At 66.1% G+C, this 23,138-nt stretch carries 16 protein-coding genes and 1 pseudogene; 6 read left to right on the top strand and 11 right to left on the bottom strand.

Features of this window, described 5'->3' with window-relative positions; translation table 11 throughout:
• Nucleotides 1–91: 91 nt before the first annotated feature.
• The 8 genes from FJ424_RS03065 to FJ424_RS03030 all read right to left on the bottom strand — a co-directional run bounded on the left by FJ424_RS03065 (nucleotide 92) and on the right by FJ424_RS03030 (nucleotide 10,146).
• On the bottom strand, nucleotides 92–721 hold the full coding sequence (locus tag FJ424_RS03065) for an alpha/beta family hydrolase (protein WP_140652086.1): 630 nt from the start codon (nucleotides 719–721) through the stop codon (nucleotides 92–94).
• Nucleotides 722–959: 238 nt separating this feature from the next.
• On the bottom strand, nucleotides 960–2,078 hold the full coding sequence (locus tag FJ424_RS03060; RefSeq protein WP_246677129.1) for a tetratricopeptide repeat protein: 1,119 nt from the start codon (nucleotides 2,076–2,078) through the stop codon (nucleotides 960–962).
• Nucleotides 2,075–2,986 (bottom strand): Ku protein, encoded by a 912-nt coding sequence (locus tag FJ424_RS03055; protein ID WP_140652088.1) that lies wholly within the window; start codon nucleotides 2,984–2,986, stop codon nucleotides 2,075–2,077. The genes FJ424_RS03060 and FJ424_RS03055 overlap by 4 nt, the downstream gene beginning before the upstream one ends.
• 336 nt (nucleotides 2,987–3,322) lie before the next feature.
• A complete protein-coding gene (gene ligD / locus FJ424_RS03050; protein ID WP_140652090.1) occupies nucleotides 3,323–5,818 on the bottom strand; it encodes a DNA ligase D in 2,496 nt (831 codons plus the stop codon).
• 265 nt (nucleotides 5,819–6,083) lie between these two features.
• Nucleotides 6,084–6,308, bottom strand: coding sequence for a hypothetical protein (locus FJ424_RS03045; RefSeq protein ID WP_140645475.1), 225 nt, complete (start codon nucleotides 6,306–6,308; stop codon nucleotides 6,084–6,086).
• A gap of 95 nt (nucleotides 6,309–6,403) precedes the next feature.
• Nucleotides 6,404–7,612, bottom strand: coding sequence for a GNAT family N-acetyltransferase (locus tag FJ424_RS03040; RefSeq protein ID WP_246677128.1), 1,209 nt, complete (start codon nucleotides 7,610–7,612; stop codon nucleotides 6,404–6,406).
• 30 nt (nucleotides 7,613–7,642) lie between these two features.
• Nucleotides 7,643–8,950, bottom strand: a complete 1,308-nt coding sequence (locus tag FJ424_RS03035) for a hypothetical protein (protein ID WP_140652094.1) — start codon at nucleotides 8,948–8,950, stop codon at nucleotides 7,643–7,645.
• Nucleotides 8,947–10,146 (bottom strand): glycosyltransferase family 4 protein, encoded by a 1,200-nt coding sequence (locus FJ424_RS03030; RefSeq protein WP_246677127.1) that lies wholly within the window; start codon nucleotides 10,144–10,146, stop codon nucleotides 8,947–8,949. The genes FJ424_RS03035 and FJ424_RS03030 overlap by 4 nt, the downstream gene beginning before the upstream one ends.
• A gap of 341 nt (nucleotides 10,147–10,487) precedes the next feature.
• Here FJ424_RS03030 and FJ424_RS03025 point away from each other — a divergent pair, with 341 nt between their 5' ends.
• Together FJ424_RS03025 and FJ424_RS03020 are read left to right on the top strand one after the other, a co-directional pair.
• Nucleotides 10,488–11,675 (top strand): DUF1972 domain-containing protein, encoded by a 1,188-nt coding sequence (locus FJ424_RS03025; RefSeq protein WP_246677126.1) that lies wholly within the window; start codon nucleotides 10,488–10,490, stop codon nucleotides 11,673–11,675.
• Nucleotides 11,672–12,961, top strand: a complete 1,290-nt coding sequence (locus tag FJ424_RS03020) for a cellulase family glycosylhydrolase (protein ID WP_140652098.1) — start codon at nucleotides 11,672–11,674, stop codon at nucleotides 12,959–12,961. Before FJ424_RS03025 ends, FJ424_RS03020 begins: the two co-directional genes overlap by 4 nt.
• Nucleotides 12,962–13,052: 91 nt before the next feature.
• On the opposite strand, the gene FJ424_RS03015 is transcribed toward FJ424_RS03020, so the two are convergent.
• Nucleotides 13,053–13,691 (bottom strand): TetR/AcrR family transcriptional regulator, encoded by a 639-nt coding sequence (locus FJ424_RS03015; RefSeq protein ID WP_140652100.1) that lies wholly within the window; start codon nucleotides 13,689–13,691, stop codon nucleotides 13,053–13,055.
• A 187-nt stretch (nucleotides 13,692–13,878) separates the two neighbouring features.
• Between FJ424_RS03015 and FJ424_RS03010 the strand changes: the two are divergent.
• A pseudogene (locus FJ424_RS03010) lies at nucleotides 13,879–15,074 on the top strand (TCR/Tet family MFS transporter).
• A 66-nt stretch (nucleotides 15,075–15,140) separates the two neighbouring features.
• Here the strand turns inward: FJ424_RS03010 and FJ424_RS03005 are convergent.
• Together FJ424_RS03005 and FJ424_RS03000 are read right to left on the bottom strand one after the other, a co-directional pair.
• Complete coding sequence (locus tag FJ424_RS03005; protein ID WP_246677133.1) at nucleotides 15,141–16,403, bottom strand: VpsF family polysaccharide biosynthesis protein; 1,263 nt, start codon at nucleotides 16,401–16,403, stop codon at nucleotides 15,141–15,143.
• A gap of 55 nt (nucleotides 16,404–16,458) precedes the next feature.
• On the bottom strand, nucleotides 16,459–18,546 hold the full coding sequence (locus FJ424_RS03000) for a Wzz/FepE/Etk N-terminal domain-containing protein (protein WP_140652102.1): 2,088 nt from the start codon (nucleotides 18,544–18,546) through the stop codon (nucleotides 16,459–16,461).
• Nucleotides 18,547–18,795: 249 nt separating this feature from the next.
• Between FJ424_RS03000 and FJ424_RS02995 the strand changes: the two genes are divergently transcribed.
• The 3 genes from FJ424_RS02995 (at nucleotide 18,796) to FJ424_RS02985 (ending at nucleotide 23,072) form a co-directional block, all read left to right on the top strand.
• A complete protein-coding gene (locus FJ424_RS02995; RefSeq protein WP_140652104.1) occupies nucleotides 18,796–20,325 on the top strand; it encodes a formyl transferase in 1,530 nt (509 codons plus the stop codon).
• Nucleotides 20,322–21,611 (top strand): NAD(P)/FAD-dependent oxidoreductase, encoded by a 1,290-nt coding sequence (locus FJ424_RS02990; protein WP_140652106.1) that lies wholly within the window; start codon nucleotides 20,322–20,324, stop codon nucleotides 21,609–21,611. Before FJ424_RS02995 ends, FJ424_RS02990 begins: the two co-directional genes overlap by 4 nt.
• A 252-nt stretch (nucleotides 21,612–21,863) precedes the next feature.
• Nucleotides 21,864–23,072: an NAD(P)/FAD-dependent oxidoreductase gene (locus FJ424_RS02985; protein ID WP_140652108.1), complete on the top strand. Its 1,209-nt coding sequence runs from the start codon at nucleotides 21,864–21,866 to the stop codon at nucleotides 23,070–23,072.
• Nucleotides 23,073–23,138: the final 66 nt, after the last annotated feature.

The following is a 23,138-nucleotide window of genomic DNA, read 5'->3' as shown; positions in this document are numbered from 1 at the left end:
TGCAACGCTTTAACGTCACGGCATGGATCCTAGGGTCTGCGCGCGTCGCTTCGCTCCTTGCTTCGCCCTAGGATGACGACCGATGTGGACGCTACGCCCACGCCTTTGTCGTCTCCGCCACCGTCTTCAGGTGATCCGCCGTCGAAAAACCCGAGATCGCCTTGCGCGGCTTCAAGTCGTGGTCGCCATCCTCCAACCAGACCACCTCGATGGCCGGGGAAAGCCCGTAGGTCGCGACCTCGTCCTTGGTGCCGAACTCATCACGCGTGCCCTGGAAGATCAGCGTCGGCGTTTTCAGGTCGATGAGATGCTTCGTGCGCAACTGCTCCGGCTTGGCCGGCGGATGGAATGGATAGCCAAGGCAGACCAGTCCGGCGATCTCGCCCTTGGCGTACATCTCGTCGGCGACCATCGAAGCGACGCGGCCGCCCATCGACTTGCCGCCGATGATCAGCTTGCCGGTCACGCCCTTGGCGCGCAGGTCGAGGATCGCCTTCACATATTCCGGGTTCACCGTCTCGGCGCGCGGCGGCGGCTTGCGATGGCCGTAGCGGCGCGCCGCCATGTAGTGGAACTCGAAGCGCGCGACCTGGAAACCGGCCGCTGCGAGCGCCTTGGCGGTGGCCGTCATGGAAGGCGAATCCATCGGCGCGCCGGCGCCGTGGGCGAGAAGGATGGTGACGGGGGCGGTGTCGAAGCCGTCGAAGAGGAAAGTGGTCATGGGATTGTTCCCGGCGCGACGGCGAAGCTGCTGATCTCCCCCCTTGTGGGGGAGAAGTCCGGCAGGACAGAGGGGGGCGCGAAGGAATACCGGCTTCGCCGCTTACATGAAGACAACTCCAGAACCGGCGGCCGCAAGAGGTTGAGAGGCCGGCGGGACAGCGCCCCCCTCTGTCCTGCCGGACTTCTCCCCCACAAGGGGGGAGATTGGCTGTCGCGACGGCCTTCGCCAATCATCGTCACCCCGCCGTGCGTGCCATATGCAGATCCACGAACTGTATCCCCTTCTGCGCAGTCCGCGCCCATTCGGATACCGCATCCAGCTCCAGATAGCGCACCCACAGCCGCCGAGCTTCGACGAGATTGCCACCGTCGAACTCCAGCCGCGCGAGATTGAAGACCGGATCGGCGTAGGTCTTGTCGAGCGCCATCGCCTTCTGCAGATGCCTGCGCGCGGACGCCACCTTGCCCTCGTCGCTCATCAGGCCGGCGAGATTGAACCAGGCTTCGACGAAGCCCGGGTCGAGTTTTATCGCGCGCGCGTAATCATGCGCGGCCTCGGCAATCCGGCCGGCGCCGCGCAGGCAGTTGGCGCGGTTGAAGGCGGCAATCGCATCCTTGGGATCGATCGCCAGGCAGCGCTGGTAAAGGGCCGCGGCATCGTCGTGGCGCCCCTCCTCTTCCGCCATCTCCGCCTCGGCGAAGAGCTCCTCCAGCGTGTCGTCTTCCGGCGAGCCGAGATCGAACAGCAATTGGCCGTCGAGCTCGCTTCGGCCCTCGTCGAGATAGATCGTGTCGGGCCGGCCATGCTGCGAGCCGAGGTTGAGCGACTTGGCGGTGAGCGACGCGACCGGGCCGGAGCGGTGGACAGAGCGCGCAATGGCGCCCCAGGACGCACCGCTGGCGATCAGCCCGGCATATTTTCTAGCCAGGATCAGGTCGCGGAAGGAATAAGGCTCGGCGTCATGCTCGAAGGCGTCGAACAGCGACAACATGTCGAGATCGCCGCCGGCAAGCCGCGACTGATCGATCAGCGATTGCCTGGAGAGCGAGGACGCTTCGGGCGCCTTCATCAGCCCAAGCAGGCGCAGGAAACCGTTCTCGCTGACCAGGGCGCGGCCGGCTTCGCGCTCTGCCTTCGCGCGGCGCTCGATCTCGACGTCGCCGGCTTTCGTCGCCTTGGCGAGAAGCGCGCGGCCGAACACGACATGTGAAGTGCGGCGGGTGACGCCGCGCCTCAGCTCCGCGTGGCGGCGCTCGACCTCGCGCACGGCAAGCCGCAGCGGAAAGGCGGCTAGCGCGCCGACGACGCCGAAGACGGCGCCGGGAACGATCACTGGCCCTGCATTTCCCGTCACTTCTTGCTCTTGCCGACGGCCTTCAACAGGTTCGCCTTCAGCGGATTCTCAGGCGCGCCGCCGCCGGCGGCCGCCTTCCTGGCGGGTTTTACGGGTGCTTCCTCGGCCTTGCTCTTCGACTTGGCCGGGGGCTTCGCCTGCTGCGAGAGGCTCGCTTTCAGCGCATCCATCAGGTTGATGACATTGCCGCGCTCGGGCGCCGCCGCGATGATCGGCTTGTGCCCTTTGAGCTTCTCGCGGATCATCGCCATCAGCGCCACCTCGTAGCGATCCTCGTAATTCTTCGGATCGAAGTGGGTTTCCTTCTGCTTGATCAGCGCCTCGGCCAGCTGCAGCATTTCCGCGTCTGGCTTGGCATCGGGGATGTTGCCGAAATATTCAGTGGTGCCGCGCACTTCGTTGGGGTTCCTCAAGGTGCAGACGAACATGCCGTTCTCGCGCGCGCCTATCGTCACCACGCGCTCGCGGCTGGAAAGCACCAGGCGGGCGATGGCGACCTTGCCGGACTTGCGCATCGCCTCGCGCAGAACCGCGAAGGTTTCCTCGGCCATGGCGCCGTCAGGCGCCAGGTAATAGGGCGCGTCCTGGTAGATGACGTCGACCTCGCCCTCGTCGACGAAGGCCTCGATGTTCATCGTATGATTGGATTCGATCCTCACCGCATCGAGGTCGGCGTCGTCGATGATGATATATTGCTTGTCCTCATATTCGTAGCCGCGCACTAGGTCCGAACGCTCGACGAGGCCGAGCTCGGGATCGACCGGCTTCATGTTGATGCGGTTGTGGGTCTTCTTGTGCAACTGGTTGAACGAGATGCGCTCGCTCGCGCTGGTGGCCGGATAGAGCCGGACCGGACAGCTGACGAGACTGAGCTTGAGGTAACCTTTCCAACTTGCCCTGGGCGCCATGATGAACTCCTACGCGGCCATGCACTGACACTATGTTGGAGCATGGTCTTGTCCAAAAACCGGTTCCCACTTTTTGGGACCATGCTCTGCAGCGCTTCGTCCGTAGGACGAACAGCGCCGTGGAAATCCTACACCGACCTTTGATCGTAGCGGTAAAACCCTAGCGAAGTGTTTTCGGGCGGAGTTGCGGCGGAGGATAGTTCAAATTGTATCGAGCGTCGATGGAGAGGAATTGAGACGCCGGCGATTGGCTGAAGGCCTCGACATTTCGTCGTTCTAGGGCGGAGCAAGGAGCGAAGCGACGCGAGCAGATCCAAGAACGACGCCGCCGAGAGGCTACAGCCCATTCTCCACCACCGGCAAATCCCTGGCCGCCTCATCGATCTCCGCCCAGGGATCGCCGGACGTCTCCAGCAGCCCCGGCAGCGAGGCGTAGTTAAAATCCTCGGGCGCATCGATGGCTTCGAGGTCCGTCCAGCTCACCGGCGTCGAAGCCGGCAGGTTGGTGCGGGCGCGCAGCGAGTAAGGCGCGGCGGAGGTGTGGCCGCGGGCGTTGCGGTGGAAGTCGATGAAGATGCGCTTCTTGCGGTTTTCCTTGCCCATCGTGGTGGTGAAGGTGTCGGGCGAACTCGCGGCCAGCAAAGTCGAAATGGCGCTGCTCACCTGGTGCAGTTTCTTCCAGTTCTGCTTGCGCGTCACTGGTACGGTGATGTGGATACCCTTGCCGCCGGAGGTTTTCGCGAAAGGCACCAGGCCGAGGCTCTCCAGCCCGCCCTTGATGTGGACCGCCGCCTCCACCACCTCACGCCAGGAAATCCCCTCGCCCGGATCGAGGTCGAAGACGATCTGGTCGGGCTTGTCGAGTTTTGACCGGTGCGTGCCCCAGGTGTGGAATTCCACCACGCCGAACTGCGCCAGCGCCAGATAGCCCTTGGCGTCCTCGACCGAGAGATAGGTTTTCGTCTCCCCTTCCGAATTGCTGCTCTCGAACACCGCCACCGAAGGTGGCATGCCGGTGAAGGCGTGGCGCTGAAAGAAGCAATCCTGCGGCTTGCCGGTCGGGCAGCGCACCAGCGAGACCGGACGTCCCAGGATATGCGGCAGCATGAAATCGCCGACCAGCGCGTAATAGACGGCGATGTCGAGCTTGGTCGGCCCGGTCTTGCCGAACAGCCGCCGTTCCGGATTGGTCACCCAGATGGTGGCAAGATCGGACTCGGCGATCAGCCGCTTGCGCTTGACCGGCACCGGCGTGGTGAGCCCGCCGATATCGCGCAGGCCGCGAAAGACCCCGTGGCGCAGCGAATTGTCGGCGGTGCGGTTGGCATAGTGGATGCGGGCCGACAGCAGCGGCTTCACCCAGTGCATCTCGCGCATGATCTCGCGCGGCGCGCCTTCGGGCGGCGTGGCGCCGGCGGTCAGCCGTTCCAGCCGGGCGAGGAGATCCCGCGCCATATCGCTGTCGAAGCCGGTGCCTACCTTGCCGCGATAGTGCAGTTCGCCATTCTCGAATTCGGCCATGCCCAGCGCCGCCAACCCTTCAGCCCGGTCGGAAACGGTGTAGCCGGCGATGACGAAGTCGCCTTTCTCTTGCGCCTTCACCTTGGTCCAGCTCTTGGTGCGGCCGCTTTGGTAGATGGCGTCGGCGCGTTTGGAAACGACGCCTTCCAGCCCGAGTTCCGTCGCTTGCTGGTAGAGCCCGCGCCCGTCGCCCTCGACATGATCGCTATACTGGATGGCGGCGTTGGCGGCCTGGCCGGCGAGCAGTTCGGCAAGCAGGGCCTTGCGCTTTTGCAGCGGCGCCTTGCGCAGGTCCCAGCCGTCGAGGTGAAGCAGGTCGAAGGCGTAGAAATGCAGTTTCGAGCCGGCGCCCTCGGCCAGCGCGTCCTGCAGCAGCGCGAAGCGCGAGATGCCCTTGTCGTCGAGCACCATGATCTCGCCGTCGATGATTGCCCGGCTGACCGGCAGCCGCGAAAAGGCCTGCGGGAGATCGCCATAGCGTTTCGTCCAGTCGATGCCCGCGCGGGTCATCAATCTCACCGTTCCATCCACCACATGCGCCATGGTGCGGTAGCCGTCGAATTTTATCTCGTGCAGCCAGAGCTCGCCGGTGCGCCCGGCGGGATCATCGCCGCCCGGCGGTTTCGGCACCTGCGTGGCGAGCTGCGGCTCGACGCGGCTTGGCGGATCGCCTCTCACAGCGCCAGGCAGCGCACCGGGCTTCAGCGAACCGGCTTTCGGCGGCAAGCGCGGCGGTTTCTTCACGGCGATCAGTTCCTCGATGCGCCGTCCCGATTTCACGCTTTCCGGCCGCGCTTCGAGGATGTCGAGCTTGGGATCGGCAGCGAGATCGCGCTCCTTGAAGAGCAGCCAGTTCTTCCTGTTCTCGTCCTCGCCGGGCTTGGGCTTCAGCCGCGTCAGCATCCAGCCGCCATTGAGCTTCTCGCCGGCAAGGCGGAACTTGAAGGCACCGGTCTTGAGGCTCTTCTCGACATCGTCCATCGGCGCCCAGGTGCCGGTGTCCCAGACGATCATCGGCCCGCCGCCATATTCGCCCTCGGGGATGACGCCCTCGAAGTCGATATATTCGATCGGATGGTCCTCGGTCTCGACGGCGAGACGCTTGTCGGCCGGGTTGAGTGAGGGACCGCGCGGCACCGCCCAGCTCTTCAGCACGCCGCCGACTTCCAGACGCAGGTCATAGTGGTCGGCTGTGGCGTGGTGCTTGTGGACGACGAAGCGGTTGCCCTCTGCACCCGCGAGGCTGCCCGCCGGCTCGGGCGTGCGGGAGAATTCGCGTTTGGCGCGATAGGGTTTGAGGTTGGCGGCCATGGGTCAGGCGGGAGGGATGGCAAGCTCGCCTTGCCGACGCCGCGTTCCGTCACACCCCCCTCTGTCCTGCCGGACATCTCCCCCGCAAGGGGGGAGATTGGCAGCTTGGCTGCCGGCGCCTCTTCTGCAGCGTTGGCGATTGGCGAAAGCGGTGATGACATCTGATCTCCCCCCTTGCGGGGGAGAGGTCCGGCAGGACAGAGGGGGGTGCTGTCCCGCCAGCATCTCGGATTTTCCTATATCGCGGCGGAGCAAAGGACAGAAATCAATCGTCAATCGCCGGCGTCAATTCCAGCTCGGCGGGGGAAAGTCCCTGCCTCAACTGCGAGAGCCGGAACTCGTCGACCCAATAGGCCTCGCCATCGACCAGCACGCGGGCGCTGTAGGAGCCGCCGGAAAAGCGCTGCGCGGTGACATAGACCCTGTGGCGGTCGAGCGCGGTCTTCACCGCGGCGCGGCGGGACTTTTCTCTGGCGACAGGACTGACCATGGCCTCACTCGAACACGCTGCCGCTCGGATAGCGGCCGCCCATAAACATGGCGGAGAGCTCAATATGAGTCAATTTGCCGGACGCAGGCGGCCGTTCACCGCGGCGCCCGCAGTCGCCGCCAGCGCTGCATGAATTCCTGCGCGACCTTGAACAGGCGCGGGTTGTCACGCACGAAAGCCACGCCCCGGCCGCGGTATTTGATGGCCTCGCTCGCCGCCACGCCCTTCAGTGTGATGCCGTAGCAAAGTTCGGACAGAACCGACTTCACCGCGCCCATATGTTCCTTGTAGCTCTGGTTGCCGACCGACAGGTCGAAATAGTCGAAGCCGGCGCCGCGCCCCCATCGGATCAGCTCGCCCATGATGCAGAGCCCCGGCGAAACATTGGGCACCGCGCCCTGGTCGATCGCGATCAGAAGCGCATGCAAGGTGCCCAGATGGGCCGCCAGGTACTGGACCGCGACCATGACCTCGCCGGCGCGCAGGCCGAAGATCCGCACCGAACCGTCCGTCAGGCCGCGATGCGCGGCTTCGCGGTAGAAATCGACCACCGGCGGCTGCGCGAGCAGATCGAAGCGGCCGAGCTCGCGAAAACGGCTGAGCCGCATCTCGACCAGCTTGCCGAAGATGGAGTCCACCAGGGCCGGCGTGTCGGCCTCGACCAGGGCCAGGCCGCCATTGCGATCGAGCCGGCGCAAGTCCTTGTTGAGCGCCTTGACGAAGGACGGTCGGCAGATGCGCTTGACGACGGTTTCGGCGTCGCCGTCCATGGCGATGCCGTAGTGCGAGTGGATGGAATCGCGCGCCGGCTCAAGCAGCGCCAGGGGATTGGCGACACCGCCGACCTCCTTCGGGATACCGACGATGTGGATGCGGTCGGCCGGCGGCAGCACGGAAAGCACTGCCGTCCAGGCAGCCTCGGCGGATTGCCTGGTCCACGGCGTCGCGTCGGCGAGCAAAGGCGCGGAATAGTCGCACACGCCGCAGCTCAGCCACTCGATCACCCAATGGTGGAATGCACGGCGGCGCATCAGCGGCACAAGCATCCTCGGCTCGCCCGTGGCGGCGTCCCTCACCTCGACGATGGCGAGGTCGGCCTTTTGCGGCACGAGCCCTTCGACGATCCCTTCGGCCCAGGCGAAATGCTGGTGGCCGGTGCACACGCCCTCTGTCTCGAGACGCAGCCAGAGCGGTTTGACCGCTTCGAGACTGGTGTGCAGTTGCGCCACGTAAGCGCCGCTGGCGGCGCCGGCGGCGTGCGGTGCGGCCTCATCGTCGGCCAAGCCGGTCGTCATTGCGGCCATCGGCATTGCCTGGCTTACCACATCATTCTCCTATCGTCTCTGCACTGCCAACGTGGCCGCGCGGCGCCAGGCGCCGAACACGCTGGGGCGCTGCTGGTTCGGGTGCTTGGAGTTCCACATACGGTGAGCAGCGAAATACCATGAGGCCACGAGCACGAAGGTCTCGGAGACCGCGGCGCCCGCCAGCGACCATGTCGACGGCGCGACGGCCAGCAGAATCCCGATCGTCGCCAGCCCGACGATCGCGCCGGCCATGGTGATGAAGGCGACGATGCGGAAATCGCCGAGGATCTCGAGGACCACGCGCGGCATGACATAGGCCATAATCGGTACATAATTGGCGATGGCGAAAAGCCCGATCAGCCCGACCGAGGCATGCTGCAGGGCCTGGGATTTGATCATCGGCAAGATGAACAGGATGCCGCAACCATAGGCCAGGCTGCCAAGCCCCATGACGAGCGCCCAGATCTTGGCCTGCGTCCACACGCGGTCGAACTCCTTGTTGCGCACCAGCTTTGCGAGTTCCGGCTGCGTCATGTTCGAGAAGGCAAGGCTGGAGATGCGCAGCGGCGCGAACAGCACCAGCACCGCCGCCAGCGGCGCGTAAGCCGCGGGTCCGGCGATGCCGGCGACCAGCAGGGCCAGGCATTGCCCCTGGATGTTGGTGGTGGTGGCGCTGAACCCCGACCAGCAAAGCTGCGGCCAGAGCTTTGCATAGCGCCGCAAGGTCGGGGCGCGGAAGGAGATACGCAGCCTGCGGCGCGCCAGCCTCACCAGCACGGCGATGCCGACCATATTGGCCGCGGCAAGCGCGTAGAAGGTGGCCTGAAGCGCGTCCGCGAAGAACCAGATCGCCGCTCCTGCGAGCACTATGCCCGCGATCGTGAACACGGCGTCGCTGATGGAGACGACGAGCTGCATGCGGCGCGCGAAGAAGGCGGTGCGCATATGGCTGCGCAGCGACCAGGCCCCGACGAAGCAGGCGGCGCCGATGCCGCTCGGGTCGCCCAGGAGGCGCATCAGCAGCCCGGTGCCCAATGCCATCAGCAGCGCCACCACCAGCGCCGCCGATCCGAAGGTCACGTCGTAGGCGTCGACGCCGGCGCTGTTGGCGCTTTTGCTCATCCATATTGTGGCGGGAACGGCGGTGAGCGAGCGGATATAGGACAAGCCGACGCCGCCCATCACCATGGCCAGCGCGAAGAGCCCGTAACCTTCGGCCGACAGAAGATGCAACAGCGCGATGTTGAGGGCGAAATGGAAGCCGCTCTGCATCGCCTCGCCGCCGATCATCAGCATGAGGCGCCGCACCAGATGGGCCGGGAAGGTGAACTTCACGGGCTCGTCTCCGCCTCGCGGGCGACACGCGCCCGCCCCTGCCGCGGCGGCGTCGCCTTAAGCTTGTCGGCCACGATCGCCACGATCGCGGCGGCGGCGATCGGCTCGCTGAAGACCGCCTCGTAGCGCGCGCGACCGGCGGCGGCGAAGTCGCGCCACGGATCCGGCCGCAGGATGATCTCCGTGAGCTTGCCGGCAAGGGCCGCGGCGTTGCCCGGCGGCACATGCCAGCCGGTCTCGCCATCGGCCACCACTTCCACCAGCCCGCCGATCGCCGACACCAGCGGCGGCCGTCCCCAGCCCATCGCCTCGATGGCGACGCGGCCGAGCGACTCCGGGCGGCGCGACGGCACCGCGACGATGTCGGCCCAGCGATAATGGTCGGCGGGGTCGGAGACGAAAGGCAGCACCTCGACATGCCCGGTCAGCCCCATGCGCCCGACCAGTTCAGCCAAAGCCTGCTCGCGTTCGACGCTTTCGAAGGCACCGCCCACCAGGCGAACCTCGACGCGATCACGCAATTCGGCGGGGAGCGAGGCGACGGCATCAAGCAGCACCTCCTGCCCCTTGATACGGTTGACGCGGCCAAGCAGCAGGACCTTGAGCGGACGGCTGCCATCATAGGTCATCGGCAGGGCCGCGGCGGGACCGGCAACGCCGTTGTAGACGACATGCGTGCGCCGCCCCTTGGCATCGAGGGCCGGCGGATCGCCGAAGGTGGCGCGCGTTGCGCGCGAGTTGAAGATCAGATCCGCCTTGCTCCAGCGCATCAGCGCGACAAGCACCTTGCGCAGGACGCCTTCCGGGATCTCGTGGATGTGCAGCAGCGCCTTGCGCGGCAGGAGCCGCGCGGCCAGCGCATAGTCGGCGATGATCGAGGTGTTGATATAGGTCAGGTCGTTGTCGCGCATGCGCCGCCAGGCGCGCCAGAGCGCCGCCGGCAGCCGCGCCATCTCAATGGTGGCGAGCTTGAGTATCGCCTGGCGCCGGAGCACCCAGAGCGGTTCGAACACGATGCGGCTGGCATGCGGCCTGAGGATATCGACGATCGGCCCCTCGCGCGGCAGCACGACCTCGATCTCGGCGGCCGGAAACGCGGCGCGCAGCGCAGCCACGCTCTCCGCGAAGCTGCGGTCCGAACCATAGAGCTCGTAGCCCTGATGAACGCAGGCGATGCGCATTGCTATCTTTTCCACCTTGCACCCCGGGTCCGCTCAGCACCGGACCCTTCAAGCGCGGAAGGAACTTCATGCCAAATCCGCACGCCGCCTTACCCAGCGGTGGCCACTGCAGGCCCGGGAGCAAGGATCATGCCGGGTCTTGAACGCCCTGCTGCGACCCAGGAACCCGGCCGTGCCCCGTATCGATACAGATACGTCGCGAAAGTTGACCGATAATGAAGCAAGCCATGCATTCTGAAGAGAAATTTTACACCTTCATGTGAATATTCGCCCTGGGGGTACCCTGGCACGGAAGTTGCTGGGCGTGTCATTGATTTAACAACAACCATGACCGGACCCCGGGGGAATCCTTTATTTTGAAACCGGAACGACCTTCCACCCTGATCGAAAAGCCTTCGATCCTGATCCTGGGGACGCGCGGCATTCCGGCTTCTCACGGCGGCTTCGAAACCTTCGCCGAGCGGCTGGCGCTTTTCCTGGCCGGACGCGGCTGGAAGGTCGGCATCTACTGCCAGAAGGAGGTCGAGCGAGTCGGTCAAAGGGTGACGAGCGAGACCTGGCGCGGCATCGAGCTCATCACCATCGAGGTCGCCTCCAAGGGTCCGCGCGCGACGCTGGAATTCGACTGGCAGTGCGTGCTCGACGCCGCCAGACGGCCGGGCGTGTGCCTGGTGCTGGGCTACAACGGCGCGGTGTTCCTGACCTGGTTGAGGCTCAGAGGGCGCAAGATCCTCACCAATATGGACGGCATCGAGTGGCGGCGGCCGAAATGGGGGCCGGCGGCGCGCGGCTGGTTCTGGCTCAACGAATGGATCGGCGCCTGGCTCTCGCACCGGCTCGTCGCCGACCACCCGGCGATCGCCGACCATCTGGCGACACGGCGGCCGCGGAGCGCCATCGCCACGATCGCCTATGGCGCGGACCCGGTGACCTCGGCGCCGGAGGAACCCATTCGCGCGCTCGGGCTCGAGCCCGGCAAATATCTGGTCTCGATCGCGCGGATCGAGCCCGACAACAACATCTTGCCGATCATCGAAGCCTTCCGCCGCCGCGATCGCGGCGACATGAAGCTGGTGGTGCTCGGCACGCTCAATGACGATATTCCATACCACCGCGCCGTGCGCGAAGCGGCAGGTTCCGCGGTGATGCTGCCGGGCGCGATCTACGACCAGGCGGTGGTGAAGGCGCTGCGCTATCATGCACGCGCCTATATGCACGGCCACACTGTTGGCGGCACCAACCCCTCGCTGGTCGAGGCGCTGGCCGCCGGCAACATGGTGATCGCGCATGACAACCGCTACAACCGCTGGGTCGCCGGCGATGCGGCGATCTATTTCAGCGACACCGAGAGCCTGAGCCAACGGATCGACGAGGCGCTGGCCGACGACGCGTTGGCGGCACGCTGCGGCAAGGCGGCGCGGGCCCGCGCCCGCGAGGCCTTCCGCTGGGAAGACGTGCTTAGCGCCTATGAGAAGGAAGCGCTGCGGCAGCTCGGCGTTGCCACCGCCGCGCCGGCGAAAGCCGACCGCGCCAAGCACGCATGACTGGCCCACACACGGCCGGCTGGTCGCGCCGCCGTATCCTCGGCGCGGCACTGGCCGCGGCAATGGCGCCACTGGCGACAGTGGTCTCGCCACTCTCATATTCGTCGCAGGCCGCAACCGGCGCATGGCCTTTCAGGCGCGGCGTCAACACCTGGCCGTGGTTTGCGCTGACGCGCGAATTTCCCGCGCCCCGCACCGACTATGACTGGCCGCCCTTCCAATCGCAGCGGCCGGTGCCGACACTGGCCGACCTTGTCCGGCTGCGCGCCAGCGGCCTCGATTTCATCCGCCTGCCCGTCGATCCGGGCCCGTTCCTTGCAGCCGATGCGGGCCAGCGCGCCGACCTCATGGCAATGCTGAGCGCGGCGGTCGAGGCGGCCGTCGCCGCCGATCTCGGCGTCATCGTCAACGTTCAAGCCAATGGCGCTACGCATTACTGGAATCCCGACCGCATGTATTCCAGCACCAGCGCGCCTGAGTTTGCGCGCTACCACGTCTTCGTCGGCGAGGTGGCCGGCATGCTCGAAGGCATGGCGCCCGGCAGGGTCGCGCTGGAGCCGGTCAACGAACCGCCGCAGAACTGTTCTTCCGATGTCTGGCCCAAGGTTCAGGCCGCGCTGCTGACCGCCGCGCGGGGCTTGGCGCGAAAGCTGCCGCTGCTCGCCACCGGCGGCTGCGGCTCGATGGTGCGCGGGCTGACCGCGCTCGATCCGGCGCCGCTGGCGGAATTCGAGCCGATCCTGTTCACCTTCCACTTCTACGAGCCCTATCTGTTCAGCCATCAGGGCGCGCCGTGGATGCGCGAGCCGGTGTACCGCGCGCTGAACAACGTGCCGTGGCCGGCTTCGGCCGGCTCGCTCGACAAGACGCTGGCCTCGGTCAGGGCAAGGATGGCTGCGGACACGGATAGGTCCGACGAGGCCAAGAGGGCCGCCTACGAAGAGACCGAAAAGGTGCTGAAAGTCTATTTCGACGCCCAGCCCGACCGCCGCTTCATCGACAGCTACCTGAAGCAGGTGAGCGACTGGGCGGACAGAAACGGCATCGCGCCTGAGCGCATCATCATGGGTGAATTCGGCGCGTTGCGCACCGATGCCCGATACACCGCAGCGCCCAATCCCGACCGCGCCCGCTACATCGCCGATGTCCGGCAAAGCGCCGAAGCCGCCGGCTTCCCCTGGGCATTCTGGGACCTGTTCGACGGCATGGGCATGATGGATGACACCACGCGCGCGCTCGACCCGGCGATGGTCGAAGCGCTCGGGCTGACGATGCCGCGCGCTTGACTTGTTGAATCATCAATCGCGCTAAAGGTCTGGTTTCACGCAAGAGCTGGCCGACGCCCGCGCTTCGTTCGGGACGTCGAGCCTGCATCGCTCACAGATAAGGCGTGCCGGTCATCGCGGCTTTCAGGCCTGCAGCCCCCTTATCGACGAGCGCCAGGAAAACATCGTTCGCTTTCTCCCGGCTGCGGGTCTGCCGGAAGGTTCGATGCGCCTCGAGGAAGGCGACAGTCCACGTTGCCAGCAGCAGGCTGGCCGCGAGCTGCGCGTCGGGATCGGCGGGATCGCGCCCGACCGCTTCGGCCAGCGCCGTAGCCACCAGGTCGGCCAGTTCGTCGCGGATCGCCCGCGCCCGCGCCTTCAGCGTTTCGCTGCCGGCAACGGTCGGCACCAGACGCTCGCTTCTGGCGGAGAATTCGACCACCGGGCTGCGTTCGGCGACCAGCCTGCGCGCGAGCAGATGCAATGCCTTCAGTGGCGCGACACCGGCCTCACGCCGGCGCACGGCCTCGCGCAGCATCTCGCGCCCCTCCTCGTCGCGGTCGAAGAACATGTCCTCCTTGCGCGGGAAGTGGTTGAAGACCGTCATGCGCCCGACGTCGGCGGCTTCGGCGATCTCGTCCACCGTCACATGATCGAAGCCGCGCTCCATGAACAGGCGCGTGGCGGAATCGGAGATGGCTTTGCTGGTGGCGAGGCGTTTTCTGGAGCGGCGGTCGGACGGTTCTGGCATGGCTTCCGGTAGCATGATTTTTGTACTCAGTACATATTTCCATTGACTCCGCGCCATCGATCGCCGATATATGTACTCAGTATAAATTTAAACTCAGTATACCAACGTTTGACGCCCAGGCGGGGCAAGGTTCGACCCCTTTGCCGCCATGGGCAAGACGGCCTTCACTCCCGGAGATCAATCCCTTATGAACAAACCCGTCATCGTCATCTTTGCCGCCATTTGTCTCGACGCCGTCGGCATCGGACTCGTCTTTCCCATCCTGCCGCGCCTCCTCGAGGAGGTGACGCACAGCCCCGATATCGTCGCGTATATCGGCATCATGACCGCGCTCTACGCGGCGATGCAGTTCCTCTTCGCGCCGGTCCTCGGCGCCTTGAGCGACAATCTGGGTCGCCGTCCGGTCCTGCTGATTTCGCTGGCGGGCGCCGCGATCAACTACCTTATCATGGCCTTCGCGCCGCAGCTCTGGATGCTGTTCATCGGTCGCGCCATCGCTGGCTTGACCAGCGCCAACATCTCCGTGGCAACGGCCTACATCACCGACATCACGCCGCATGATAAGCGCGCCGGCCGCTTCGGCCTGTTCAGCGCCATGTTCGGCATCGGCTTCATCATCGGGCCGGTTCTGGGCGGCGTGCTCGGCGACCACTGGATCCGGCTGCCCTTCATTGCCGCAGCGCTGCTCAACGCCGCGAACCTGCTCCTGGCCGTCTTCGTCCTGCCGGAGCCGCGTATGCCGGCCCGGCAGAGGATCGATCTTGCGGCGCTCAACCCGCTGAAGCCCTTGCGCTGGGTGTTTCGATGAAAGGGTTGCTTCCCATCGTTCTGGTCTATTTCATCCTCTCCGGCGCCGGCGAGGCCTACGGCACTTGCTGGGCGCTCTGGGGCTTCGACACGTTCGGCTGGAACGGCCTCTGGATCGGACTTTCGCTGGGCGCATTCGGCCTTTGCCAGACGCTGGCGCAGGCTTTCCTGCCCGGTCCGGCCGCGCGGCTGCTCGGCGAGCGCAAGGCCTTCGTCGCCGGCATCGGCTTTGCCTGCATCGCCCTCGCCACAATGGCCTTCGCCGACCAAGGCTGGATGGTGTTCGCCATCATGCCGGTCTTCGCACTCTCCGGCATCGGCACGCCGGCCTTCCAGGCCCTGGCGACAAGGCAGGTCGATGCGGAACGCCAGGGGCAGTTGCAGGGCGTGCTGGCTTCGGCCGTCAGCCTCGCCTCCATAGTCGCCCCGCTCGCCTTTTCGACCTTCTACTTCGCCACGCGAAGAGAATGGCCGGGCGCCATCTGGCTTTCGGTGATCGCGATCAATCTGGTCGCGGTGCCGCTGGTGTTGCTTGGGACACGGAGGAGTGAGGCTGGTCAGCCGGTGAACGCATAATGCGAGCTGCGGAGTTCCGTCGCGCGCCCCTCTGTCCGGCAGGACAGAGGGGCGCGCCGTAGAGCGCTATGCCTGCATCCGTTGACGCACAACCCTCGCCGGCCGATAAAGCGCCAGCGCCATCACCACGAATTTGGTCATCAGCGTCGTCTTGGAGGCGATGCTTTCGGAGGTGTTGAGCAGGATGAGCCAGCCCAGCATCGGCAGCCAGATGCCCGGATGACAGCGGCGCGCGACCTCGTGCATGAACAGCGCGAAGCCGAAGAAGATCAGAAGCGTGAAGAACGCCCCCTGGTAAAGCGTCAGGCGCAGGATCGGGTTCTCGATGCCCTGCTCCAGGCCACTGATGCGGCGCATGCTGTCGAGCAGGTCGACATCGGGTCCGACGATCAGGTCGCGCAGTTCCAGATGCCTGAAGAGATCGAACATCTCGACGCGGGCATTGGCGCTGCCGCTGTCGGAGACGAAACGTTCGAGCAGCGCGTCGAAGAAGCCGTAATAGCCGGCGAGCGCGAGCGCCAGCGGTAGCAGCGCGGCGAGCATGATCACCAGCGCTGCGCCCAGAAGGTTGACGCGTCCGGTCGTGAGCTGCGCCACGCCGCGGATGAGCAAATAGACGCCGCCGAGCAGGATCGTCAGCACCATTCCCGAGCGGCCGCCGAAAACGACCAGCGCGCAGAACTGCAGGCCGACGAGCGCCAGTCTGAGCGGCGTCGACAGGGAACGCGAGCCGGACAGCAGCGACAGCACATAGATGGAGGTGACCGTGGCATTGGAGAGCGGGTGCCCCTGCAAAGCCGTCGAGCGCAGATCGTTGACGAACACCGCGCCGTCGAACCGATACGGGAATACGAGATGCTTGGTGCCGAACTCGAACAGCGCCAGCAGCGCGTTCACGGTCATGACGACATGGATGACGGTCTGCAGCTGGGCAAAGGTCTTCTCGTCATCCTCGCTGAGCAGCAGCACGAGCAGCGCCGGCGCGACGAACGTGTCGATCATGCCGGCCATGCCGGGGCGCTGCCTGAGGATGACGACGAAGAGAAGCACCGTCGAGATCACCGCCATCAGCATTGTTGCCGGCCGCTTGTTGGCGACGTAGACGGCATAACCGACCGGATTGCCGAAGGTGCAGGAGCGCCAGACGAAGACGAGCACGAAGAGATAGGTGGACGGGTGGATCTTGCTCAGCGGACTGCCCTGCAGGCCGTCGTAATTGTAACCGGCGAGCCACAGCATGCCGCCGGAGACGGAAAACAGAAGCAGCACGGCGACGGTGATGCCAAGACGGGTCAGCGTGTCGACAGGGACAGTGCGCGGGCCGGCCATGCCGTAGCCCGAAGCAGGAACAGGCCCGCCGGAACCAGCCAGGATCGAGGCCATGTCAGGCGGCCTCGTCGACCAGCATGGCGCCGGTCGGCAGCCGCCCCATGACCGAGACCGCTTCGGAGGTCATGGCGACGTCGCGCATCGGCGTCGCGTTCAGCCTGGCGACGAGCAGGATCTCGTCGGCCATGGCGACCAGCGGCAGGACGTTGAGGTCGTCCGCCAACGCGCCGCCGTCGACGACGACGAGCTCGAAGCTGTGATTGGCCTCGGCCAGCATGCGGTGGGCGAAATAGAGCGCCTGCGCTTCCTGGAACACCGCGGTCGGCCGGCCTCTGCCAATAAGCGCCACGGAACTGCCCGGCGCATAGCGGCTGACCGCGTCGAGCGGATATTCGCCACGCAGCACGTCGAGCACGCCGGGCTGCGGATCCTTCTGGCCCTTGCCGGCATTGATGTCGATGAACAGCACGCGGCGCCCCCTGGCCGCCGCCGCGTTGGCGAGTTGCCATGCAACCCTCGACCGCTGCGCCTTGTCCTCGGGCGGCGACGCCACCAGGATCGAGGGGACCAGCGGCCAGTCCGGCGGACGCCTGGTGGCGGCGGCGATGCGCTGCAGCGCGAGCCCCGCCACGGCATCGGTCTTTTGCGCCGCGCCGCCGGAGCGGCGCCGCGCCTTGCCCGGCAACACGCCCAGCACCGGCGCCTCGATGGCCGACTGCATCTGGTTGGCGGACAGCACGGTCGGCGACAGATATTCGGCGATCAGCGCCATGCCGACGCCCAGCGCCAGCCCGCCGAAGATCGCGCCGAACACAAGCAGCCCCTTCGGCGGCCAGCTCTTCTTCAGCGCCGGCATGGCCTGCGAGATGATGCGGGCGTTGGTGCTGTTGACGTTGGTCTGCTCGCGCGTTTCCTGGGCACGCTGCAGGTAATTGGCATAGACGGTGCGCACGGCGTCGAGATCGCGCTGCAGCTCGCGCAGCCTGACCGACGCCTGGTCCGTGTCGAGCGACTTGCCCTTCAGCGACGCCACCTTGGCCTCCAGCGCCTTCTGGTTGGCCAAGGCGCGTTCGTAATCGGTCTCGGCGGCGGTGACGAGGCGGCCGAGCTCGCGCGAAATCAGCTTGCGCAGGTCGCTCAGCTGCTGCTGCGCGGAGATCATCGAGGGATGGCGCGGCCCGAGCTCGGTGCCGAACTGCGCGATCTGATCGACCAGCGTCGCCTCCTGCGCCCTGAGGCTGGCGATCACCGGCGAGCGCATCGCCTCAGACGTCGCGTCCGGCGCGCCGCCCTGCCGGCGCAGTTGGTCGACCTGCGCCTTGAGCTGCGCGGTGCGGGTCTGCGCGGCGGTCAGCTGCGTGTTGAGGTCGGTCAGTTCCTGGTCGCTGACCAGATTGCCGGCCGCCATCACCATGTTGTGCTCGGCCTTGTAGGTCTCGACGGCGTTGGCCGCCTGTTCGACGCGCTTGCGCTGGTCATCAAGCCGGGCGCTGATCGCGTCGGAAGCGTCGGCGGCGGCCTTCGAGCGCGCTTCCGCCTGGTCGTCGAGATAGGCCTGCGCGATGGCGTTGGCGAGTTCCGCCGCCAGGTCGGCGCTCTTGGCGGTGATGATGATGTTGAGGACCAGCACCTTGTCGTCGCGCTTCACCGCCAGGCGGCGGCGCAGCGCATCAAGCGTCTCAGCCGTCCTGTCACCGTCGCCGGAGCCGAAGAACATGCCCAGCCAGCGGCCAAGTCCGCCCTGCCCGTTGAAGTCCGGGTTCTCGGTCAGGTTGGTCGCCTTGATGGCGCGCAGCAGGACGCCGTTCGACTGGGCCACGCTCACCTGGCTTTCGACCTGGGTGATGCCGCCATCGGGCGAAATACGGCTCGGATTGACATCGTTGGTGACGACCTGGAGGTCTTGCGGATCGATGATGATCTGCGCGGTCGAGGAGTAGAGCGCCGGCGTCAGAAAGGTGTAGATCAGCGTTGCGATGGTGAGCAGCGCGACGGTTGCGAAGATCAGCTTGCGCCGGCGCAGCAGGATGCGGCCGAGATCGCCAAGCTCGACCGTGGCGGGCGCGGGCGCATAATAGGTCGGCGCCGGCGCGATCGCCTCTGGAGCGTTCTGCTGAGGCACCATGAGCAGGGGTGATTGCAAAGGTCGCTCCGACAACGCTCCATCGGCCGGCAAGACGAGAAATGCGGCGTTGGCCTAGCTATTCCCGGCAACGATTAAAACACTGTTAATTATGTTCATAAATTGATGCGGTACTGGCACGAAGTTTGCACCAACGCAGTAGAAATTTAAGTGCAGCGTAAAAATTGGAGACATCGTGCGCATGCGGCGGGAGCTTGACCTGGCCGGCCGGTCCGCCGGCACCGGATATGAGTCGCCCGGGGATTGGCGATGCGCCTGACCCTGCGCCTCGACGGCGATTGCGTGCGCGCTTTCCATGTGGCGCTGGCTGAGCGGCTGTCGCTGCTGCCCGGCGTCGAGCTTGCCGTCGACGCCCGGCCGGCGGCGGGCGGCGTGCCGCGCGCCGCCGAGGCGCTGTTCCAACTTGAGACGCTGATCCATCGGCTGCCCGCCAATGGCACGGCAAGGCGTGTGCCACTTTCGACACTGGCCGGCCATGCGAGAGCGTCCGCGCCGGCCGATATCACCGTCGATCTCATCGGCGATGTCGAGCCGCAGGGCCGACGGGTCTGGCGCCTGACCTATGACGGCGCCTGCGGCGAAGAGGCCCTGCTGGCGCTGATCCTTGCCCGCCGCACCCCGCTCGCCCGTCTGGAACAGAACGGTGCGACCGTCGCCGAAGGGCGGCTCGGCACCGAATATCACGGAATCGCGCTGGCTTCCTTCCAGGACAGGCTGGCGCGTAGCGCCAGCCTGATCGTCGCGGCGGTCAGCGGTGCCGCGCGCTCGTCGCTTCCGGTGCTGCCCGAACCGTCATCCGAGGCGCCGGCTCCGGCCATGCCGTCGGCCACGAAGCTCGGCGTGCGTGCGGCGAAGGCGACGGCGCGCCGCATCGTGCAACAGATATACCATCTCTGCTACAACGCCCCGCATTGGCGGGTCGGCTGGCGCGAGACCGGAGGCAAGGACCTCTACGAGCTGCGCGCCCATCCGCAATCGGGCTGGCGCGATCTGCCGGACGACGGCAGCCGCTTTTACGCGGACCCGTTCCCGGTGCTCTATCGCGGCCAGGTGACGCTGTTCGTCGAGGATTACATCCACCGCACCGGCAAGGCGATCCTTTCGGCCGTGGCTTTCGGTCCGAACGGACCGGCCGGGACCCCGAAACCAGTTCTGGAACTGCCCTACCACCTCTCCTACCCCTTCGTCTTCGAGCGCGACGGCCAGATGTGGATGGTGCCGGAAAGTGGCGCCAACCGCAGCGTCGATCTCTACCGCGCCACCGCCTTCCCGGGCGGTTGGGTGAAGGAAGCGACGCTTCTGTCGGACATCGTCGCCAGCGACGCCACGCTCACCGAGCATGGCGGACGCTGGTGGATGTTCGCCACCGTGCGCGACGGCGGCGGCTCCTTCTCGGACCAGCTGCATCTGTGGTCGGCGCCGGATTTCCGTGGACCGTGGACGGCGCATCCGAAGAACCCGTTGCTGATCGACATCGCCTCGGCACGGCCGGCGGGCCGCATGGTCAGCCGCGGCGGCCAGCTCCTGCGCCCGGTGCAGGATTGCCGCAGGAGCTATGGCGCCGGGCTCGGCATAGCGCGGGTCACCCGACTCGACGATAGCGGCATGGAACAGACCGTCGAAACGATCCTCAACCCAGGCGCCGGCTGGGCCGGCCGCAAGCTGCATACACTCAACGAGGCAGGCGGACTGGAATTCATAGATGGTTCGGCAATGGCGCCGCGTTGGAGGACGCGGCGGCATGATGTCATCCCGGCGGCCCCTGGAGACGGAAAATGAGCATCGCAGAGCACCACGAGACAGCTGGCGCGCCGCCTGGGCGGTCCGAGGTCGAAGTGGCGATCGTCGGCGCCGGGCTCGCCGGCACCGTTCTGGCGATGACGCTCGCCAAGGCGGGCCGCAAGGTCGCGCTGGTCGATCCGCATCGCATCCACCATGAAGAGTTCCGGGCCGAGAAAACCCGGGCGGAGCAGATGGGGCTTTTCGAGAAGCTCGGCCTCGGCCCGGTCTTCAGGTCTCTCGTCACGCCGATGACCGACGTCCATGTCTTCCGCTTCGGCCAGCTGTTCGAGCGCAAGCAAGGCTGGGAGTACGCCTTTTCCTACACGCCGCTGGTCAACGGCCTGCGCGCGGCTCTGCCTCCGCAAGTGCCGCTGACGATTGGCAAGGTCGCGGAGGTCTCGACGGGACCGGACCGCCAGCGCCTGGTGCTCACCGACGGCTCCGTCATCGAAGCCCGGCTCTTGGTGGTGGCCACCGGCTACAGCGAGGCGGTGCGGCGCGCCATCGGCGTCGAGCGCGTCGAGGAATCGAAGGCGCATTCGCTGACGACGGGATTCGATCTCGCGATCACGCCACAGGAATTCGGCCTCCAGTCCCTCACCTTCTACGGAAGGCGGGTCGCCGACCGCATTGCCTTTCTTACCATCTTCCGGATCGGCGAGCGGCTGCGGGCGAACATGTTCATCTACCGGACCGTCGCCGATCCGTGGGTGCGGACGTTCCGCGAAGACCCGCAAAAGATGCTCATGGAGCTGATGCCGGAGATCGCCGAGCGGTGCGGCAACTTCGCCGTCGCCAGCGAGGTCGAAGTGAGGCAGGTCAGCCTGACGACGACGCAGGGCCATCGCCGCGACGGCGTCGTCTTCATCGGCGATGCGTTCGCCACGACCTGCCCGGCGCAAGGCGACGGCATCCACCGGGTGCTTACCGATGTCGATTGCCTCGGCTCGACGCATATCCCCGCCTGGCTCGAAACGCCCGGCATGGCGGCCGACAAGATCTGCGCCTTCTACGACGATCCGATCAAGATCGCCGCCGACGAAAGAGCCATGCGCGCCAGCATCTATGCCAGGCGCATCACGACCGAGACCGGGCTTGAATGGCGCCTGCGCCGCCTGCGCAACAATACCGCGCGGCACCTGATGATCTTCGGCCGACGGTTCCGCGAGGCGGGAAAACCGAGTGGCGCCGGGCTTGACCCAGGGGGAACTGCGTTCGACCAAACCGGCAAGACGCCGGCCCGGCCTGGGAACATGATCGTGAGCGATCTTACCAATCCGTAAGTCGCGATCCTTGGCGAAGCTGGCTTAGATCGTGGCGAGCAGTGTCTCCTGCTCGGCGGGACAGCACTCCCGTCGCACCAATGGCCCGCTGCCGTCTCTATCGGCTCGGCGGCGGGCTATCGAGCGGCGGCACGTGCCGGGCAGTGCCGCGGATTAACCTAATTTTCCATTGCTACCCTGCTCGCGCCTGGGTTGCTTGAGATTGTTTCAGCTACTCTAGATATTTCGCCGTGGGCTGTGGAGAGCAGAACAATGAGCACCGCACAGGGCCGCGAAACGCCCGCCGTCCGGGCGGGCGCGGCCGAAGTCGAAGTGGCGATCGTTGGCGCCGGGCTGGCGGGCACGAGCTTGGCCGCGGTGCTGGGCAAAGCCGGCCGCAAGGTGGCGCTGGTCGACCCGCATCTGGTGCATCACGACGAGTTCCGGGCCGAGAAGATCGGCATGAAGCAGATGCAGGTGTTCGAGAAGCTCGGCCTTGGCCCTGCCATCAGGCCCCTGGTCACGCCGATGACCGACATCCACGTCTTCCGCCTCGGCCAGTTCTTCCGGCGCGAACGGAAATGGGAATTTGCTTTCTCCTACGGCGCTCTGGTCAACGGCATGCGGCAGGCCCTGCCTCGGCAGGTGCCGCTGACGGTGGGCAAGGTCGCCGAGGTTTCGACCGGGCCGGACCGGCAGCGCCTGGTGCTGACCGACGGTTCCGTCATCGATGCCCGACTGCTCGTGGTGGCTACCGGCTACGGCGAGGCGGTGCGGCGCGCCATCGGCATCGAACGCGTCGAGGAATCGAAGGCGCATTCGCTATCGATCGGATTTGACCTCGCGATCACGCCGCAACAATGCGCCTACCCGGCCCTTGCCTGCTACGCCAGGAACCCGGCGGATCGTGTCGCCTATCTCAGCGTCTTCCCGATCGGCGACCGCATGCGGGGCAACATGTTCGCCTATCGCACCGTGGCCGAGGAATGGACGCGGGCGTTCCGCGAAAATCCGCAGAAAATGCTTTGCGAGCTGATGCCGGAGATCGCCAGGCAATGCGGCAACTTCGCCGTCGCCGGGGCCGTCGAAGTGAGGCAGGTCAGCCTGACGACGACCAGGCAGCATCGTCGCGCCGGCGTCGTCACCATCGGCGACGCGTTCTGGACGACGTGCCCGACGCCCGGCATCGGCATCAACCGGGTGGTGACCGACGTCGACCGGCTTGCGTCGACCTATATCCCGCAATGGCTCTCGACGCCCGGCATGGACGCCGAAAAGATTTGCGCCTTCTACGACGATCCGGTGAAGGTCGCCACCGACAAAGCCGGCATGCGCTCCAGCATCTACGCCAAGCGGATCACCATCGAGACGGGGCTCGAATGGCGGCTGCGCCGCCTGCGCAACAACACGGCGCGCCAGCTGGCGATCCTCGGGCGCAAGATGCGCGATCGCGAAGAATTGCCGGCGCCCAGCGCTGCCTGAGCCGAAAGGCATCGCTCTTGCGTCTGCTGCATCCGGAGCCGCTCGCGCGGGGTTGGCCGCGCCCCG

Origin of the sequence: Mesorhizobium sp. B3-1-8 (genome assembly GCF_006439495.1) — a bacterium.
In the GTDB taxonomy this organism is placed as follows: domain Bacteria; phylum Pseudomonadota; class Alphaproteobacteria; order Rhizobiales; family Rhizobiaceae; genus Mesorhizobium.
The sequence above is the reverse complement of the archived record's forward strand: the minus strand, read 5'-3'. Positions and strand labels throughout refer to the sequence as shown.

Excerpts from the sequence above, each read along its gene's own strand:
- FJ424_RS03065 (WP_140652086.1), bottom strand. The coding sequence starts at position 721 with ATGACCACTTTCCTCTTCGACGGCTTCGACACCGCCCCCGTCACCATC.
- FJ424_RS03055 (WP_140652088.1), bottom strand. The coding sequence starts at position 2,986 with ATGGCGCCCAGGGCAAGTTGGAAAGGTTACCTCAAGCTCAGTCTCGTC.
- ligD (WP_140652090.1), bottom strand. The coding sequence starts at position 5,818 with ATGGCCGCCAACCTCAAACCCTATCGCGCCAAACGCGAATTCTCCCGC.
- FJ424_RS03045 (WP_140645475.1), bottom strand. The coding sequence starts at position 6,308 with ATGGTCAGTCCTGTCGCCAGAGAAAAGTCCCGCCGCGCCGCGGTGAAG.
- FJ424_RS03040 (WP_246677128.1), bottom strand. The coding sequence starts at position 7,612 with ATGGCCGCAATGACGACCGGCTTGGCCGACGATGAGGCCGCACCGCAC.
- FJ424_RS03020 (WP_140652098.1), top strand. The coding sequence starts at position 11,672 with ATGACTGGCCCACACACGGCCGGCTGGTCGCGCCGCCGTATCCTCGGC.
- FJ424_RS03015 (WP_140652100.1), bottom strand. The coding sequence starts at position 13,691 with ATGCCAGAACCGTCCGACCGCCGCTCCAGAAAACGCCTCGCCACCAGC.
- FJ424_RS03005 (WP_246677133.1), bottom strand. The coding sequence starts at position 16,403 with ATGGCCGGCCCGCGCACTGTCCCTGTCGACACGCTGACCCGTCTTGGC.
- FJ424_RS02995 (WP_140652104.1), top strand. The coding sequence starts at position 18,796 with ATGCGCCTGACCCTGCGCCTCGACGGCGATTGCGTGCGCGCTTTCCAT.
- FJ424_RS02990 (WP_140652106.1), top strand. The coding sequence starts at position 20,322 with ATGAGCATCGCAGAGCACCACGAGACAGCTGGCGCGCCGCCTGGGCGG.
- FJ424_RS02985 (WP_140652108.1), top strand. The coding sequence starts at position 21,864 with ATGAGCACCGCACAGGGCCGCGAAACGCCCGCCGTCCGGGCGGGCGCG.